This window comes from Sphingobacterium sp. LZ11T8 (assembly GCF_024261425.1).
In the GTDB taxonomy this organism is placed as follows: Bacteria; Bacteroidota; Bacteroidia; order Sphingobacteriales; family Sphingobacteriaceae; genus Sphingobacterium.
The window spans coordinates 1-15063 of the sequence record NZ_JANBZY010000001.1 but is presented as its reverse complement, the minus strand read 5'-3'; the positions used below and the strand labels follow the sequence as shown (position 1 = coordinate 15063).

Here is a 15063-nt window from a genome sequence, read left to right as displayed (position 1 = left end):
TTGTCATAAAATATTAAGATTTCACCCAAAAATCGAGATATTTTAATTTCTAATTTCATTCTAATATCACACTTATACCCCTCTAATAGCATTTTATTTCCTTTGAGTATGAGAGAAAATCAAACTCATTTTCTATGCTAACTAACAAAAATCTCTTTTTAGGAATATGTTTTATTGTGCCGATTATTTTAAAGGCTCAAAATCAAGATCAGACAGCTCCCGATACCTTAAAGGTTTATCAGGTCGAGGAGGTAGAAGTCAATTCAAAATATTACAAACGCTATAATATCAAGGAGATGTCGGAGGGATTAAGGCTTCGAACTTCCTTGTTAAACACATCCCAAAATATTCAGATCTTAGATGGCGAGGTTTTCCGTGATCAAGCTGTAACCAATTTAAACGAAAGCCTGACCAGAAATGTCAGTGGTACCATGCGTGAAGAACTGCATAATGGTATATCTCCTGATATCTATTCCAGGGCTGGCTATATTTCAGCTCAAAGAAATGGAGTGGACCTTAGACCTTTGGGAAAAGGCCCAATTGGAGATGATGTTGCGGTAATCGATCGGGTAGAATTCCTGAAGGGTCCAGCCGGTTTTATGCATGCCATGAGCGATCCAGCAGGATCCTACAATGTAGTCACTAAAAAACCAACAGGCGAGACCCGGAGAAGTATCGATGTGCTGATGGGGAGTTTTAACCAAATGCGGGCAGCAATTGACTTGGATGGGAAGTTTGATGGAGCAGAAAAGCTTCAATATCGCTTGAACCTGATGGGCATGAAAGCCAATGGCTTTATGGAACATGATCGAAACAACAGGATTCTTTTTGCGCCATCCCTAAAGTACCAAATCAACGAAAAATCCTCCATAACGGCAGAATATATCTATCAGCAGTTGAACTATTTGTTGTTGAGTGAGGCTCAGATGTCTCCTTACGGATATGGTACCCTGCCTGTAGATTTTACCATAACCGACCCAAGCGTCCGTCCTTTTTCGGGCAGTGATCACAATATGTTCCTGACCTATCAGAATAGCTTTAAAAACAATTGGGAATTCACTGCAAAAGCCAGCTATATCAAGATGGGCTATGATGGGTCCATTTTTTGGGTAAATGGTGCAAATAAGCAAAATCCAGATATCCTTGATCGTAATCTGGTCTATGATTCCAATAAGTACAATGTCTTCTCTACCCAATTCTATCTGAACGGGAACTTCAATACCGGAAGTCTAAAACACAATTTCATTACAGGAGTCGATATCAATAATAAATCGTCCAACAGCCGGGATACCTGGGGAACTGCTACAGCGGTCTATCCACTTTCCATTTCCAATCCGGTCTATTCAACGACCATCATGAATAATGGCATAGGTGGTGACTTTGCCTCTGAGAATGATTTCTATTCTGAGGGTAATATTGTTGAAAGACGACTGTTCTATGCATCCGTGTATGCCATGGATGAATTGAGCATGCTAAACGATAAATTAAGGATTACCCTTGGATTGCGATTGACAGCATCAAAAGGAAACTCTACAGACTATGGTGCAAAAACAGAAACCGATGACTTGGTGTTGACTCCAAGACTAGGCATAAACTATGCCTTGACTAAAAATGCTTCCCTATATTTCTTGCATGACCGCACTTATTTACCACAATCGGGTATCTCGGTAGATGGGAATGCATTGGAACCTATCCGAGGTATCAATTATGAACTAGGTTTCAAACGCGATTGGTCCGAAGGAAGATGGAACACAACATTGGCCGTTTACCATATCGAACGTAATCAACTTGTTTCTGTCGATCCTACTTCTAACTTGATCTATCAAACAGGTGTGAGCCAATCCAAAGGTTTCGAATTTGATATGAAAGGGCAGCTTGCCAAAGGACTGAATGCCATTGTCAACTATGCTTATACGGATTCAGAAATTACGGAGGATGAATATAACCCAGAGCTTATTGGAAGAGCAACCCCCAATTTGGTGAAGCATATTCAGAATACTTGGCTGAACTATTATTTACCTATCCCAAAGCTTAGCGGCTTTTCTCTATCTGCCGGTTACCAGTTACTCATGGGAAGGACAGAAAGGTTCCCTAATGCCAGTTCGCAACCCCTGGAAGATAATTTCCGATTGGATGTAGGTGCTGGCTGGAATAACGAAAAATATAAAATAAACCTTATCGTAAATAATGTATTGAACCGGAAAATGTATTCTACAGCATGGAGAAATGGGGCAAATGATATGTACTATTGGGTACAGATGGCGCCAATCCATGCAAGACTTTCCCTACGTGTTAATTTATAATCAACAACATGATAAATTCAATTAAGATAATAACAAACCTATTAGGAATAATGCTGGTTTTCCTAATGGTATCTTGTAATACTTCACAAAACAACCAAAAAGAAGAAGCTAAATCAGCTATCATGGTAGAAGATGCCTTGGGGGCCAAAATTAATCTTGACAAACCTGTGAAACGAATCGTGTGTCTGGATGAACCAGGTTTGGATGCTTTATTTGTTTTGGGTGCTGAGAAGTCTTTGGTAGGTATTTTCAATGATGTCTACATGAGCCAAGAACTGTATCCTTATTATTCAAAGATGAGTGCAGAGATTGCAGAGAGAAAAATACCTGCACCGGGCTTGAACAACCAAGGAAATATTGAAAATATCATTGAGCTTTCACCGGATTTGGTCATTGCCGCTTCAACCCAAAAAGATTTGATCGAAACCCTTCGTAATGCAGGTGTACAAGTATACGCCTTGAATGCAATCTCTGAGGAGGAGGTCTATAAAACGGTTGAAGATATTGGCATTCTGACAGGTAATGAGGATAGGGCCAAAGAGATTGTTTCCTATACAAAATCGGAAGTGAACAGAATGCAGAATGAAGTTGCAGGATTAAATGAAAAGAGACGGGTATATTTTACGGGTGCTTACGGAAGGATCCTTTCTACTACCGGAATAAATGGGATGATGCATTCTTGCCTGACCATGGCAGGTGTTGAAAATGTCTGTCCATATGAAGTCGGATTCCCTACCATTAATCCTGAAACATTGATAGAATGGAACCCTGATATGATCGTCATGTGGAATGATAGCCCAAACCTTTTTTATGACCGTAAGGAGTTTGCAGGAATTACCGCAATTAAAAACAAACAGATCTTTAACCTCGATCCGATGTTCTTTTACAATCCACATACCCTAAAGGCTTTGTGTACAGCAGCACTGATCAATGAATGGGCTTACCAAGGTGATAGTGCCCAGACCGCGCAAAGGATTACTGAGGTCTTACAGAAACTATATGGAAACGAGAAGTCTGAAAGATTGGTGGAATTGCTTTAAAGATTGGGAAAAACAACATATAGTCCATTACGGCCTATATTCTACATATAGAAAAAAGCTCGATGTATATCGAGCTTTCTATTTTTACAAGGACTTGATTTTCCAAGTGTGCAAACCTTTTAAAATTTAAATCCTTTATATTCTTAAAGATTGATGATAAGATGAATATTGAAGATAAAATCCTTGAATCCGCCCTCAGGAATGAAAAACCCATCATTACGGATGAAATCGTGGCATATTATCGAAAAAATCCAGCAGAACTGGATTCCATGGTCAATCAATCCATCTTTCAAGCCAAATTCTTAAAATATTTCTTTGTTCTAGGCCTTGGCCTAACCATCGCCGTGAGACTCCTTCGCTATTTCTTTGATGATGATGCCTTTGGCGAATTTGTCGATAGAATTATTTTAGATGTCCTATCCGAGATAGGGATCGCGATTTTTGGAGGAGCTTTGACCGTATACTTATTGGAATTCTTGAGGAAGAAACACTTTCAAGAAAGTATCCTATTTAGAAAAGAGGTGAAAAGAAGAATCAAAGAATTGGAGAAGGAACAGAAAGATTAAGAATCAATACCCAAACCATTCTGGGTAAAAAATCCTCACCAACCTCAATTAAAAGATCGAAGAAGGTCTTCTTCGGCTAGCGGCAGAATTGCAAGCGGTTGAGTTAGTGGAAGATGTAAGATCTTTCCCTAAATCAAATATAGCAAAGCTCTATTTCCACCCTACGTTTAAATACTTTCTACTAAATACCAAAAAAGCTCATCGTAAGATGAGCTTTTTTCCAGTAGCGGGGAGCAGGATCGAACTGCCGACCTCAGGGTTATGAATCCTGCGCTCTAACCATCTGAGCTACCCCGCCGTTTTTCGGTATGCAAAGATAGCAATAAGGAATAATTATCAAAGAAAATTTTATACAATTTTAGACTTCAAATCCTCAATTTTCAGCATAATCGCTACAATCAATTTATATTCAAAAAGATAGCCTCAAGGGAAATTAACCTAAATTTCCGCAGTCATCTTGATCTGGAGCAATTCTGCACTGTTAATAATGCTGTTTTTGTGAATAAAAGATTTTTGTAGTTTTTTTTGAATAACGGATTTATTCATTATACTTACAAAAAGTAGCATGTAAAACATGCACATCGAGTACTAACAAAAATATTAAGATCTACTTATACATATCAAATGGCAGAAAAGATTAAATTAAACTTAGAATATGTATTAAATTCTTCACCTAGAATCCTCTTTCCTTACCTTCAGGAGCCAAATGAGCTTGCTCAATGGTTTGCAGATGATGTGAATTATCACGATGGTATTTATGAATTTATTTGGGACAATGAATCCCACCGCGCTAAGTTGATTGCAACTAAAGAAAACAAAAGCGTAAAGTTCAAATGGTTGGATGATGAACCGTATTTCTTCGAAATTGAAATCATTCAAGATGAATTGACCAATGATGTAGCATTGAGTGTTACAGATTATGTGAAAGAAGATAATTTGGACGATAGAAAACTAATTTGGAATAACTCTATCGGTTACCTGCAAAGGGTAATCGGAGCATAGAAATACTTAATAAACGGAGCCTCTAAATATTCTTTGGGGGCCTCTTTATATCCTGACCATACTTGTCTTTTGGAAAGGATTGCACACAACCACTTTTACGGCCACATTAACTTTTTTCTAACATTTTTGAGTTCACAAAAAGTGTATCTTTGCAACAAGACCATCTCTTTCCAAAGAGTTTTGTCAAATGGTCCTATTGAAATTACATGAAAAAAGTAAACTTACTCATATTACAAGCATTTATTAGGCCCTTTTTGGTGACTTTCTTTATTGTCATGTTTGTACTGTTGATGCTGTTTTTGTTCAAGTACATCGATGACCTTATCGGAAAGGGGTTTCAATGGTATGTAATTTTAGAGCTTTTGGCTTACCAATGTGCCGTACAGCTTTCTATGGCACTTCCACTTTCCATGCTTCTTTCGTCCATCATGACCTTTGGTAACTTAGGGGAGAGTTATGAACTCGTGGCCATTAAGGCTGCCGGTGTTTCTCTTCGTAAAGCCATGACCCCATTGTTTATTGTGGTAGGACTATTCAGTGCAGGATCTTTTTTCTTCTCAGATTATATCCTTCCGGTGGTAAACCTGAAAATGGGCTCCCTGTTATATGATGTCCGTAAGAAAAAAGCGGATTTCTTTATCAAACCTGGGGTTTTTAACAATACCATTCCGGGATATAGTATCCGTGCAAAGGGAAAAAGTGAAGATGGGACCACCTTGAAAGATCTGATGATCTATGAGCACCCTTCTGGAGGAACGGCGAGCAATGTGACATTTGCCAAAGAAGGCTTTATCCAAAATTCAGCTGATAATAATTACATGGTCCTTGAATTAAAGGATGGTGTGCGATATGAGGATGCGCGGGTTGAAAACGCCAAACGTTATGACCCTAGGCAACAATTTACACGATTCAGGTTCAAAGAAACAACCACTAAGTTTGACATGGGTAGTTTTCAGATGAATAGGACCGACCAGGATCTATTCAAATCCCACCATCAAATGTTGAACCTAAAGCAATTGCGGCTCTATTCTGATTCTAATCGAGTCTATATCGATAGTTTAGAGTTGGTCAATGCTGGCGAAGCCAAACGCTATGTCAATTATTATTCTCCATATTTTAGGGAAAACAGTCCTGGAAGGACTGCAGCGAAGGTTTCTTTGCCTGATCTAGATAAGAACGGGCAGTTGAGGATGGCCATTAACAATGGTCTGAGCCAAGCCAGGCAAATTAAGGATATGGCTGTCAATCGAGACGCTGAGTTTACCCCGTATGCTGAAAAGGATATCCGCTACGATATAGAATGGCACAGGAAATTCACCTTGGCCGTTTCTTGTCTCTTACTCTTTGGAATCGGAGCGCCATTAGGAGCGATTATCCGAAAGGGTGGTCTGGGACTTCCCGTCGTTATGGCCATTATATTTTTCCTGATCTACCATGTTATTGCGACCTTAGCAGAGAAAGCAGCGAAGGATGCAAGCCTGACGCCGATGTGGGGGATGTGGATGGCCATAATAGTATTGACGCCATTAGCCATCTTTTTGACCTATAAATCGACCTCAGACTCCGCCTTGTTCGATGCTGATCAGTATAAGATGAAAGCCCAGGCTATTTGGAATAAGATATCAGGGTTTTTCCAAAAAAAGAAAGAAACAAAAAGTACTACTTCTTAATAATAATTACGAGTAAATCAGAAGGAGTTGTCTACCCAGACAACTCCTTTTTCTTTTTATTTCCAAGCGGGTATATTCGATACGACTAATCAAAATTGGGGACTTTCCAGCGACCAATTGAAAAGATGTTCTTGGTCCATCCTCCCATCCTGTGCTCTGAACCCTTCCGAATGGCATCCAGGTTCAAACACCGTTACAATCAATCATCCTCGATACAAGAATAATCCCACAATAAAACATTCTAAAAGCAGCAGGTTAAGTATTTATTAACTATCTAAAGCGCTTTAAATTAAAGGATTTTGAAACTATTTTTTCGAAATAACGACACTAAATGAATGAAAAATAAGGAGAATTAAATATTTCTTAATCAAGCCTTAATCATATGAAAACATCCTCTCAATATTTTCGTGACCAATTTAATTGTCCAGTTAACAAGTATGAAGTTAACAATCAAACTAAACGTAAAAAATTATTATGCTTAAGAACATTTTTGGGGCCTGGCTCTTTTTACTCCTCATCTTTTCAGTTCCCTATCATGCTTTCTCGCAAAGTACCGAAGCGACCATTGTAGGAAAGATCACCGATGGTGCTGAACCTTTAAGCGGCACTACAATCACTATTCGGAACGAATCCACCGGTTTTACTCAAAAAACGGTAACCAATCAAAACGGTAACTATTCTTTTCAACAATTGCCATTGGGTGCTCCTTACACCGTAACAGCAAACCATTTAGGTTTTCAGGAACAGAAACAAACTGATTTCCGATTAAACTATGGCGATGAATTAAATGTAAACTTTCAGCTGACCAATGAATCCAATACCATTGATGAAATTGTAGTTCAGGGTCAAGGTCTACAAAACAAGATCAGATCTTTAGGAGCTTCTACGGCAATCACTGCAAACGAACTTAAAAAGATGCCGGTAAATGGCCGTAACTTCTCTTCATTGATTGATCTTTCTCCAATGAGTACAGGAACCAACCTGGCCGGACAACGTGCATCCTCAACCAATTTTACCGTTGATGGGATGAACTCCAGAAGTACCGTTGCAGGTGGTAACAGTGGTGGAGCTTATTCAATTTCCATGGAAGCCATCCGTGAGTTTAAGGTGGTAACCAATGATTATGATGTGACTTATGGAAGAAGCGGGGGAGGTAGTGTAACTACGGTTACCAAATCAGGTACCAATACCTTGACCGGGAGTGCATTTACATTTGCAAGAACGGGTTGGTTATCCAGTAAGTATAACCTGAACGGAACACCAAGAACCCAAGAGTTCTCCACTTATCAATATGGTTTTTCATTAGGTGGACCGATCATTAAAGATAAAGCACATTTCTTTGTGGCTTGGGATCATCAAACGGATTCAAGACCTCTCTATATCGCGGATATCCAGAACGCAGCGGATATCGGCCGTTATAAAGTAACCCAAGAAACCCTGGATGCCTTCAGTCAGATCGCTCAAAACCAATATGGTGCCGATGCAAACAGATTATTCGGTGCCTTCGATAAAAAGAAGAAAAGTGATGCTGCCTTCGCAAGGATTGACTGGCAGATCAATGATAAAAACTTGTTGACCATCCGTAATAACTTTGTTTACGACCAAGACAATAATCAAGAAGGGGATAATTCAGGTATCAACGCTTACGAATCGTACATGAATCGTAAATACATTAACAATAGCTTAATGGCTTCCTTGAGAACATCGATCAGTCCTCGATTGACCAATGATTTCAAGGTGCAACATTTCTACGAAAGCTCTGATGTTTTCCATAATGTCAACGGCATAGGCCAAGATCAAAGTATCCCGCGTGCTATTGTTGAAAATGTGCAATCTAAAGATGGCGAGAAAGAATATTTCAACAGCATTCAGATTGGAGGACAACGTTTTTCTCCTGAATGGTTTCATGGAAACATGATCCAAGCTGTAAATAATCTTTATTTCAACACGGAAAAGATCAAATACACCTTTGGTGCCGATATCATGTATACCAATATGGATTTTCGCTACGGTAGTGAAATGAATGGTAGATTCTACTTCACCGGAATGGATAACTTTAAAAACCTAACTCCTTATCGTTATGCCCGTGATGTATATATTACAGATGAGGAAACCACCAAGGTCAATAATTTAGCTGTCGGTATCTATGGACAGATGGAAGCAAAGATCGCTAGAGGCTTAGATGTGGTTGCCGGTCTTCGTTTGGATAATACCCAATATCTAAGAAAAGCTAACTTCAATCAGGTGGTTTATGATGAATTAGGAATTACAACGGACAATGGAATCAATACTTTCCAAATCCAACCACGGGTGCAGTTTACATGGGATGTCAATGAAGAAAGAAAGAATATCATCCGTTTTGGTGGAGGTGTATTCGGGTCGGCCTTAAACCCTTATTCCATGCTGAACAATATGTTGTTTGATGGAACACGCATTGCCGGGGTTGATATCACAGACCCGAGATTGATGCCAAGACCTAATTTTGAAGACTACAGGAAAGATCCAAATTCAGCTCCTGGGAAAGATCTATTAAATCAACCGGGCGTAGAAAAATTGGTAACCATCAACACCAACAGTAAGGATGTTAAAGTGCCAACGATCTATAAGGCCAATATCTCCCTGAACCACTTTTTCACTCCTTCTTTAAGAGTGGGTGTGTCAGCTTTTGGTACCTGGGGAAGAAATAATTACATGTATGTTGACCGCAATATGGTTGATGAGCCGATGTTCCGCCTGAAAAATGAAGGTGACAGAGGGGTATATGTTCCGGCAAGTAGCATTAATCCTAAGAACGGTGCAGCAAACTGGGTTAACAGCAGAAAAACAACGGAAGTGGGCCGTGTGTTGGAAATGAACAGCGAGGGTAAAAACAATACCTATACCGTGGTTGTGGATGGTACTTACCGCTATTTTAAAGATGGACAAGTGACTATGTCATATACTTGGAATGATTCGAAAGATAATACCTCTTACAATGGTAATGTGGCCAATTCAGCGACCCTATCGTTAATGGTAAAAGATGATCCCCGTGATTTGAGTACCATGACATATTCCGATAACCAATACCGTCATAAAGTAGTGTTTTATGGAACATTGCCATCCATGTGGGGTGTTTCCATGGGATTGCGCTATAGTGGTATCGCAGGAACGAGATATTCCATGGCGGTCCAAGGAAATGTCAATGGGGATTTCGTGAATTCGAATGATCTAGCCTATGTTTTCGATCCGAATAGCAATAATACTCCTGATAATATCCGTACTGGAATCAATGCTATCTTAAACAACCCGGATGCTGAACAAAGTATCAAAGATTATATCCAAAACAATGTAGGTAAAGTAGCAGAGCGAAATGGCGGTATCAATGGTTTCTACGGTGTATTCGACCTTCATTTGGCTAAAGAATTCAAATTCTACAAAACTCATGGTATTGAAGCATCCATCGATATTTTCAACGTTGCTAACCTTCTGAACAAAGAATGGGGAGTTGGAAACAACTTGGGTAAACAAAACCTGTATAGTATCAAAAGTTTTGATGCTACAAAACAAGAGTATGTGTACAACATGTCTTCTAATGTAGGGGTGTCTAACTTGAATGGAAGCCCATATCAAATCCAATTAGGATTGCGATATGCATTCTAATTGAAAGCATTAAACAACAATAAAAAAGGAGCTAGCGACTGATCACTAGCTCCTTTTGCTATTTAGATACCGATTACTTTATCGGTTTATATGTCATTACTGGATTATAACCGTGCATGACCGAATCATTCGTCAATTTCAGGGTCAGCTCATCTTCGGATAGATTGATGATTTTATAGGTATTATAAATAATCAACGAATCACTGGAAAGATTTAATCTGTTGAACAGCTTTTCATTGACGCGATATGAAAAGACCAGGGTTGAATCTTGTCCGTTGAAGGTATAATCTCCCCAATATTCTGAAATCCTGCTAGCTGTCCTTTCATGATCCATCTTACCCCTGAACAGGGACGACTCCTTGACGGAGTCCTGAACGGTATGGCTGTATTGCGTAGCGGTAAAGCTTAAAGTGGTTACTCGGTTGTAATGTTCCGGACTACTGTTGTCCGTAAAAACCTCATCGATCAGGATATCATTTTTCCAAATGTACTTTTCCAATAGGGCTTTGTCAAACTCACCTTCAAGAGGGGACATATCTTCCTCTTTACATCCTACAAGGATGCCAATAATAATAAAGAGTAGAAATCTTCCTTTCATGTTAATATCCCAAATTTGGTTATTGTTACTGGTAAGCTGGTTAATGTATATTTGATTAAATCAAATTTAAGCTAAAGTGTTTTACAATCAAACACTTATGTCTTATTTTTTGTTTGACTTATTATATTTTAAATTCCCAAAATAAGTTAACCATGCTCGGCACAAAAATGTATATTTTCTTTTAAGAAATAAAATATTTCGGAAATTAAATTTCGCATTTTTAATAATCGATGGAATAAAGTAGGATTTTCATTCCATGCTCATATTTTTCATCGCCCAAAAGGGTTAATCCGTAATTCTTTTTAATACCTTCGAATAACTTTGTTCCTGATCCAACTATTACTGGATTGAGCTTGATCTTTACTTCATCCAATAATTCATTACTGAGCAACCAGCCCGCCAATTGCCCACCTCCACACAAATAGATATCGGTATCTGCTTCTTGTTTCAGACGCTTTACCTGTTCAACATCCAAGGGAAGAACCCTGACCTGTCCATGTTTATTTTCAAATTCCAGGTTATTGGAAAGGATATACTGGGTCATGTGTGCATAGGTAGGAGAGGGATCACCTGGTTTTACTCCGAATTGATAGCCAAATTCGTAGGTCTTCCTGCCCATCATTACATGGTTGAATGCTTTTAGATCTTCCAAATACCTTTTTACGGCCTCTCCTTCATAGGAAAATCCACTTACATCATCGTTTTCTCCGGAAATAAATCCATCTATGGACGAAGCCACATAATAAATAATTTTTTTCATGTTTTTCCTTTCTGCTTTAGTCTAGCTTAATGTTCTTCTGTATGCCTACTTCCTCCAAAAAATACTGATCGTGTGAGACAACGATTAAGGTTCCTTGGTAGGAGCGTATAGCTGCAGTTAATATCTCCATATTCTGTATATCGATATTGTTTGTTGGCTCATCTAGAATAATGACATCTGGTGCTTTGCTGCTGATGTTTAGGCAACATAATAACAGGCGCATTCGCTCTCCTCCACTGAGGACCAAACAGCTCTTTTCCCAACTTTCCTTAGGGAAAAGGAAACGGTTCAATCTGATCTTTACCTCATGTTCCAATAAACCGGATTGATTAAAGGACTGGGCTATATCATAAATGGAATTTGTAGACCTGACCATAGAATAGGTCTGGTCAACATACACAAAGCTGAAGTCCGCTTTTTTCAATTCGCCCGAATAGCTTGGCATCTCCCCAAGAATTAACCGTATCAAACTGGTTTTCCCGGAACCATTATTGCCTTTTATGACAACTCTATCTCCATATTGGAGCTGAAAATTTACGTTCAGTTTCCAGAGTTCTTTGCCATTGATTATTAAATTGACATTTTTCAGCTCCACTAGGTTTTTTCCAATGGGTAGGCCTGATTCTTCAAATCCAAATTTCATTTGGTCGATGTCCTGTAAATTTGCCCGGAGGCTGCTCAGATTTTGCTGGATTCCTGAAATCTTTTCCTGATGTACTCCTTTCAGTTTTGCACTGCTTCCTTCGGCCTTATTTTTTAAACCGCCCATCAGTATTTTGGGGATACCTGCCTTTTCCTGTTTTTTCTTACCGCGGGCATTCAGTTTGTTCTGCCTTTCTGAGGCTTCTCGCTCTTTTTCTTTGGCCTTTCGCAATTCTTTTTCCTTGGATTTGACATCCTGATCCAATGCGTTGATAGCTATTTCCTTTTGCTCTGCGAAAAAATCGTAATTCCCTCCAAATCGTGAAATTCCGGTCTTGCTCATTTCGGCCATTTCTGGAATTAACCGCAGTAAAGCACGATCATGACTCACGATGAAAAGCGTCTTATTGCAGTTTTCAATAAACTGGTATAGCTGTTCTCGTGATTCCAGATCAAGATGGTTGCTGGGTTCATCCATCAGGATCAATTCTGGTTCATGGATGTCGATGCCTGCAAGAAAGACTTTGGTCTTTTGACCGCCACTTAAGTTGTTGAACGGCTCATCTAAATGCAATCCTGCAAGATTCCATCGGCTTAAGGCTTGCTGCACCCGCTCTTCCAAAGACCAATCGTCATTTAGGATTTCGAAATTGTTCTCGTCCAGCTGACCATCGAGTATAGCCTGTAATGCTTTTAATTTTCCATCGATGGCCAAAGCTTGGCCTATGCTCATGCCATCGTACCTATCCAGTAATTGTGGAATGTAATAGGGGATGCTTTCACAATAGATCGATCCAGAAGTAAGCTTTAGCTCAGCAGCGATGGCTTTGAGTAAAGTAGATTTGCCTACACCGTTATTGCCTATCAAAGCAATTTTTTCATGCTTATTGATTGCCAGATGGAGGCCTTGAAATAAAATGTCTTTATTGGGATGAATATATGTTGCGTTCTGTATAATGACCATAATTCCTTTCGCTTTGAAGATAAAACCATACATAAGCATGCACATGCTTTGTTAATTGTTTTCGGAAAGAAATTGGGTATTACATATATCCTGTTTTGATTATTGGTACTGCAAATATAGGATTTTTATTTTTAATGCATAGTTTTCATGACCTATGCATTCTCTATCGTCCTAAAGGTGAGGTTTATTCGCGCCCCATGTACCGTTTTGGTAGGAGGAAGCCGATGTAACCAATGGTCTTGGGTCTGGTCTTTCATGATCAACAGACTTCCATCTTCCAAGTAAAGGTCAATCTTCTCCTTGGAGGTTTTATGTTTGAAAGAAAACTTACGTTCAGCACCAAAAGTCAGGGAAGCGATGGCTCCATGCTTTTTCAGGTCCTTCTCGCCGTCACTGTGCCATGCCATCCCTTCTGAGCCATCATGGTATAGATTGAGCAGGCAGGAATTGAAAGTCTCTCCAGACTCTCTTTCTACCATTTCCTTGAGTTCAAGTAGCTCCGCTGTCCATGGTTCAGCAATTTTCTGTATGTTGGAATAGCTGTATTCAAATCGTTTATCACCATACCATGCTACCTTGCGCTTGGTTTCTATATGCCTGCCAAAGATGACCGCTTGGTCATTTTTCCAGCTAATGCCATGCAATAACTTTTCATAATAGCCCTTATCGGGATCACAGATTCTTCCATAGTAATATACAGTCCCGTCATAGGGCAACAGGTTTTTACTTGGATTGGCCGTATTAAATAGTTTCATGTTGATTTTCTTTATCGGTCTTTGCAAATTCCCAACCTAGCATCAGTGTTTTTCGCAGTGGATTCCATCGATATCCCCCAGTTTGTCCTGAAGTCTGGATTACACGGTGGCATGGTATCAAGTAAGCGATCGGATTGCTTCCTATTGCTGTTCCCACAGCTCTTGATGCGGTAGGTTGGCCAACTTTTTCCGCAATTTCCTTGTAGGAGTTCAATTTCCCTAAAGGAATTGACAGTAAGGCCTGCCAGACCTTCAGTTGAAAGGACGTGCCCTTTAAATGCAGTTTGATGCGTTTTAAGGAAGAATCTTCCAGATTGAATATCAATAGGGCTTCCCGATGGATGGCTTGCTCCTCAGCGATAAAAGTTGCGTTCTCAAAGGAATGTTTTAACTCTTCCAATCCTGCAGAATCATCATCGACAAAAGCGAGGTAACAGATTCCTTTCTCTGTGGAAGCAATCAGGCATTTTCCAAAAGGACTACCCTGAAAACTATAGGCAATGGACAGACCCTCTGCACCTTGTTTGAATTCTGCTGGAGTCATCCCTTCGATCTGAACAAACATGTCGTGCAATCTACTGGTACTGCCAACACCAGTCAAGATATGGGTGTCAAAAAGGGTCCGTTTTTCTTCCTTCAACAATTTCTTGGCGTAGTTGACCTGTGTATATTGCAGGAATTTCTTTGGGCTGGTCCCGACCCAATCCGAAAACAATCGTTGAAAATGAAAAGGGCTTAAATGAACATGCTCCGCTATCTCTTCTAGGCTAGGTTTCTCCTGAAAGTGATCCTGGATAAACTGTATCGCCTTGGCGATACGGTCATAGTTTAACTCTTGTTGCGTCTTTTCCATATTCAAATTTCCGTACTGATCGGGACAATAAAAATCCGAATCTTGCTAATTTACAAAGAAGCTAGAACAATATTAGGTTTGGAGCTGCATGTTCGGGATGGGAGCTTGGACTAGATCATTATTTCGCGGGGAAGCTGTCCATATTTGTAGGCCTTATGTTTGTATCTAGGACGTGCTAATACAAAGAGATAGCATAAGATTATTTGTTTATATTTTTATATAACCAAAATAACAACATAAATCCTAATCTTATGCTACGACAAAATACGGA

General features: G+C 39.5%; 11 protein-coding genes and 1 tRNA gene. 6 read left to right on the top strand and 6 right to left on the bottom strand.

What is annotated here, in order from left to right; genetic code table 11:
* Window positions 1–134: 134 nt before the first annotated feature.
* From NLF99_RS00060 to NLF99_RS00050, 3 genes are all read left to right on the top strand, one after another.
* Window positions 135–2303: a TonB-dependent siderophore receptor gene (locus NLF99_RS00060; protein ID WP_254526320.1), complete on the top strand. Its 2169-nt coding sequence runs from the start codon at window positions 135–137 to the stop codon at window positions 2301–2303.
* Window positions 2304–2353: 50 nt separating this feature from the next.
* Entirely contained in the window at window positions 2354–3343 is a 990-nt protein-coding gene (locus NLF99_RS00055; RefSeq protein WP_254526319.1) for an ABC transporter substrate-binding protein, read from the top strand.
* 161 nt (window positions 3344–3504) lie between these two features.
* Window positions 3505–3909, top strand: coding sequence for a hypothetical protein (locus NLF99_RS00050; RefSeq protein WP_254526318.1), 405 nt, complete (start codon window positions 3505–3507; stop codon window positions 3907–3909).
* A 224-nt stretch (window positions 3910–4133) separates the two neighbouring features.
* Here the strand turns inward: NLF99_RS00050 and NLF99_RS00045 are convergent.
* Window positions 4134–4207: transfer RNA gene (locus NLF99_RS00045), tRNA-Met, on the bottom strand.
* Window positions 4208–4533: 326 nt separating this feature from the next.
* Between NLF99_RS00045 and NLF99_RS00040 the strand changes: the two genes are divergently transcribed.
* The 3 genes from NLF99_RS00040 (at window position 4534) to NLF99_RS00030 (ending at window position 10220) form a co-directional block, all read left to right on the top strand.
* Window positions 4534–4911 carry an START-like domain-containing protein gene (locus NLF99_RS00040; RefSeq protein WP_093098723.1) on the top strand — a complete coding sequence of 126 codons (378 nt, stop codon included), beginning with the start codon at window positions 4534–4536 and terminating at the stop codon, window positions 4909–4911.
* 206 nt (window positions 4912–5117) lie between these two features.
* A complete protein-coding gene (locus tag NLF99_RS00035; RefSeq protein ID WP_254526317.1) occupies window positions 5118–6581 on the top strand; it encodes an LptF/LptG family permease in 1464 nt (487 codons plus the stop codon).
* A 474-nt stretch (window positions 6582–7055) separates the two neighbouring features.
* Complete coding sequence (locus NLF99_RS00030) at window positions 7056–10220, top strand: TonB-dependent receptor (protein WP_254526316.1); 3165 nt, start codon at window positions 7056–7058, stop codon at window positions 10218–10220.
* A gap of 73 nt (window positions 10221–10293) precedes the next feature.
* Here NLF99_RS00030 and NLF99_RS00025 read toward each other — a convergent pair whose 3' ends face one another.
* The 5 genes from NLF99_RS00025 to NLF99_RS00005 all read right to left on the bottom strand — a co-directional run bounded on the left by NLF99_RS00025 (window position 10294) and on the right by NLF99_RS00005 (window position 14792).
* Entirely contained in the window at window positions 10294–10818 is a 525-nt protein-coding gene (locus NLF99_RS00025; protein WP_254526315.1) for a hypothetical protein, read from the bottom strand.
* A gap of 220 nt (window positions 10819–11038) precedes the next feature.
* A complete protein-coding gene (locus NLF99_RS00020; RefSeq protein WP_254526314.1) occupies window positions 11039–11578 on the bottom strand; it encodes a dihydrofolate reductase family protein in 540 nt (179 codons plus the stop codon).
* A gap of 16 nt (window positions 11579–11594) precedes the next feature.
* Window positions 11595–13229 (bottom strand): ABC-F family ATP-binding cassette domain-containing protein, encoded by a 1635-nt coding sequence (locus NLF99_RS00015; RefSeq protein ID WP_254526313.1) that lies wholly within the window; start codon window positions 13227–13229, stop codon window positions 11595–11597.
* A gap of 107 nt (window positions 13230–13336) precedes the next feature.
* Window positions 13337–13939, bottom strand: coding sequence for an alpha-ketoglutarate-dependent dioxygenase AlkB (locus NLF99_RS00010; RefSeq protein WP_185210700.1), 603 nt, complete (start codon window positions 13937–13939; stop codon window positions 13337–13339).
* Window positions 13926–14792 carry a bifunctional transcriptional activator/DNA repair enzyme AdaA gene (locus NLF99_RS00005; protein WP_254526312.1) on the bottom strand — a complete coding sequence of 289 codons (867 nt, stop codon included), beginning with the start codon at window positions 14790–14792 and terminating at the stop codon, window positions 13926–13928. Before NLF99_RS00005 ends, NLF99_RS00010 begins: the two co-directional genes overlap by 14 nt.
* Between the last annotated feature and the right edge of the window lie 271 nt (window positions 14793–15063).

What these genes read in the sequence shown, in the direction of transcription:
- NLF99_RS00060 (WP_254526320.1), top strand. Translation starts at nt 135, where the DNA reads ATGCTAACTAACAAAAATCTCTTTTTAGGAATATGTTTTATTGTGCCG.
- NLF99_RS00055 (WP_254526319.1), top strand. Translation starts at nt 2,354, where the DNA reads ATGCTGGTTTTCCTAATGGTATCTTGTAATACTTCACAAAACAACCAA.
- NLF99_RS00050 (WP_254526318.1), top strand. Translation starts at nt 3,505, where the DNA reads ATGAATATTGAAGATAAAATCCTTGAATCCGCCCTCAGGAATGAAAAA.
- NLF99_RS00040 (WP_093098723.1), top strand. Translation starts at nt 4,534, where the DNA reads ATGGCAGAAAAGATTAAATTAAACTTAGAATATGTATTAAATTCTTCA.
- NLF99_RS00035 (WP_254526317.1), top strand. Translation starts at nt 5,118, where the DNA reads ATGAAAAAAGTAAACTTACTCATATTACAAGCATTTATTAGGCCCTTT.
- NLF99_RS00030 (WP_254526316.1), top strand. Translation starts at nt 7,056, where the DNA reads ATGCTTAAGAACATTTTTGGGGCCTGGCTCTTTTTACTCCTCATCTTT.
- NLF99_RS00025 (WP_254526315.1), bottom strand. Translation starts at nt 10,818, where the DNA reads ATGAAAGGAAGATTTCTACTCTTTATTATTATTGGCATCCTTGTAGGA.
- NLF99_RS00020 (WP_254526314.1), bottom strand. Translation starts at nt 11,578, where the DNA reads ATGAAAAAAATTATTTATTATGTGGCTTCGTCCATAGATGGATTTATT.
- NLF99_RS00015 (WP_254526313.1), bottom strand. Translation starts at nt 13,229, where the DNA reads ATGTGCATGCTTATGTATGGTTTTATCTTCAAAGCGAAAGGAATTATG.
- NLF99_RS00010 (WP_185210700.1), bottom strand. Translation starts at nt 13,939, where the DNA reads ATGAAACTATTTAATACGGCCAATCCAAGTAAAAACCTGTTGCCCTAT.
- NLF99_RS00005 (WP_254526312.1), bottom strand. Translation starts at nt 14,792, where the DNA reads ATGGAAAAGACGCAACAAGAGTTAAACTATGACCGTATCGCCAAGGCG.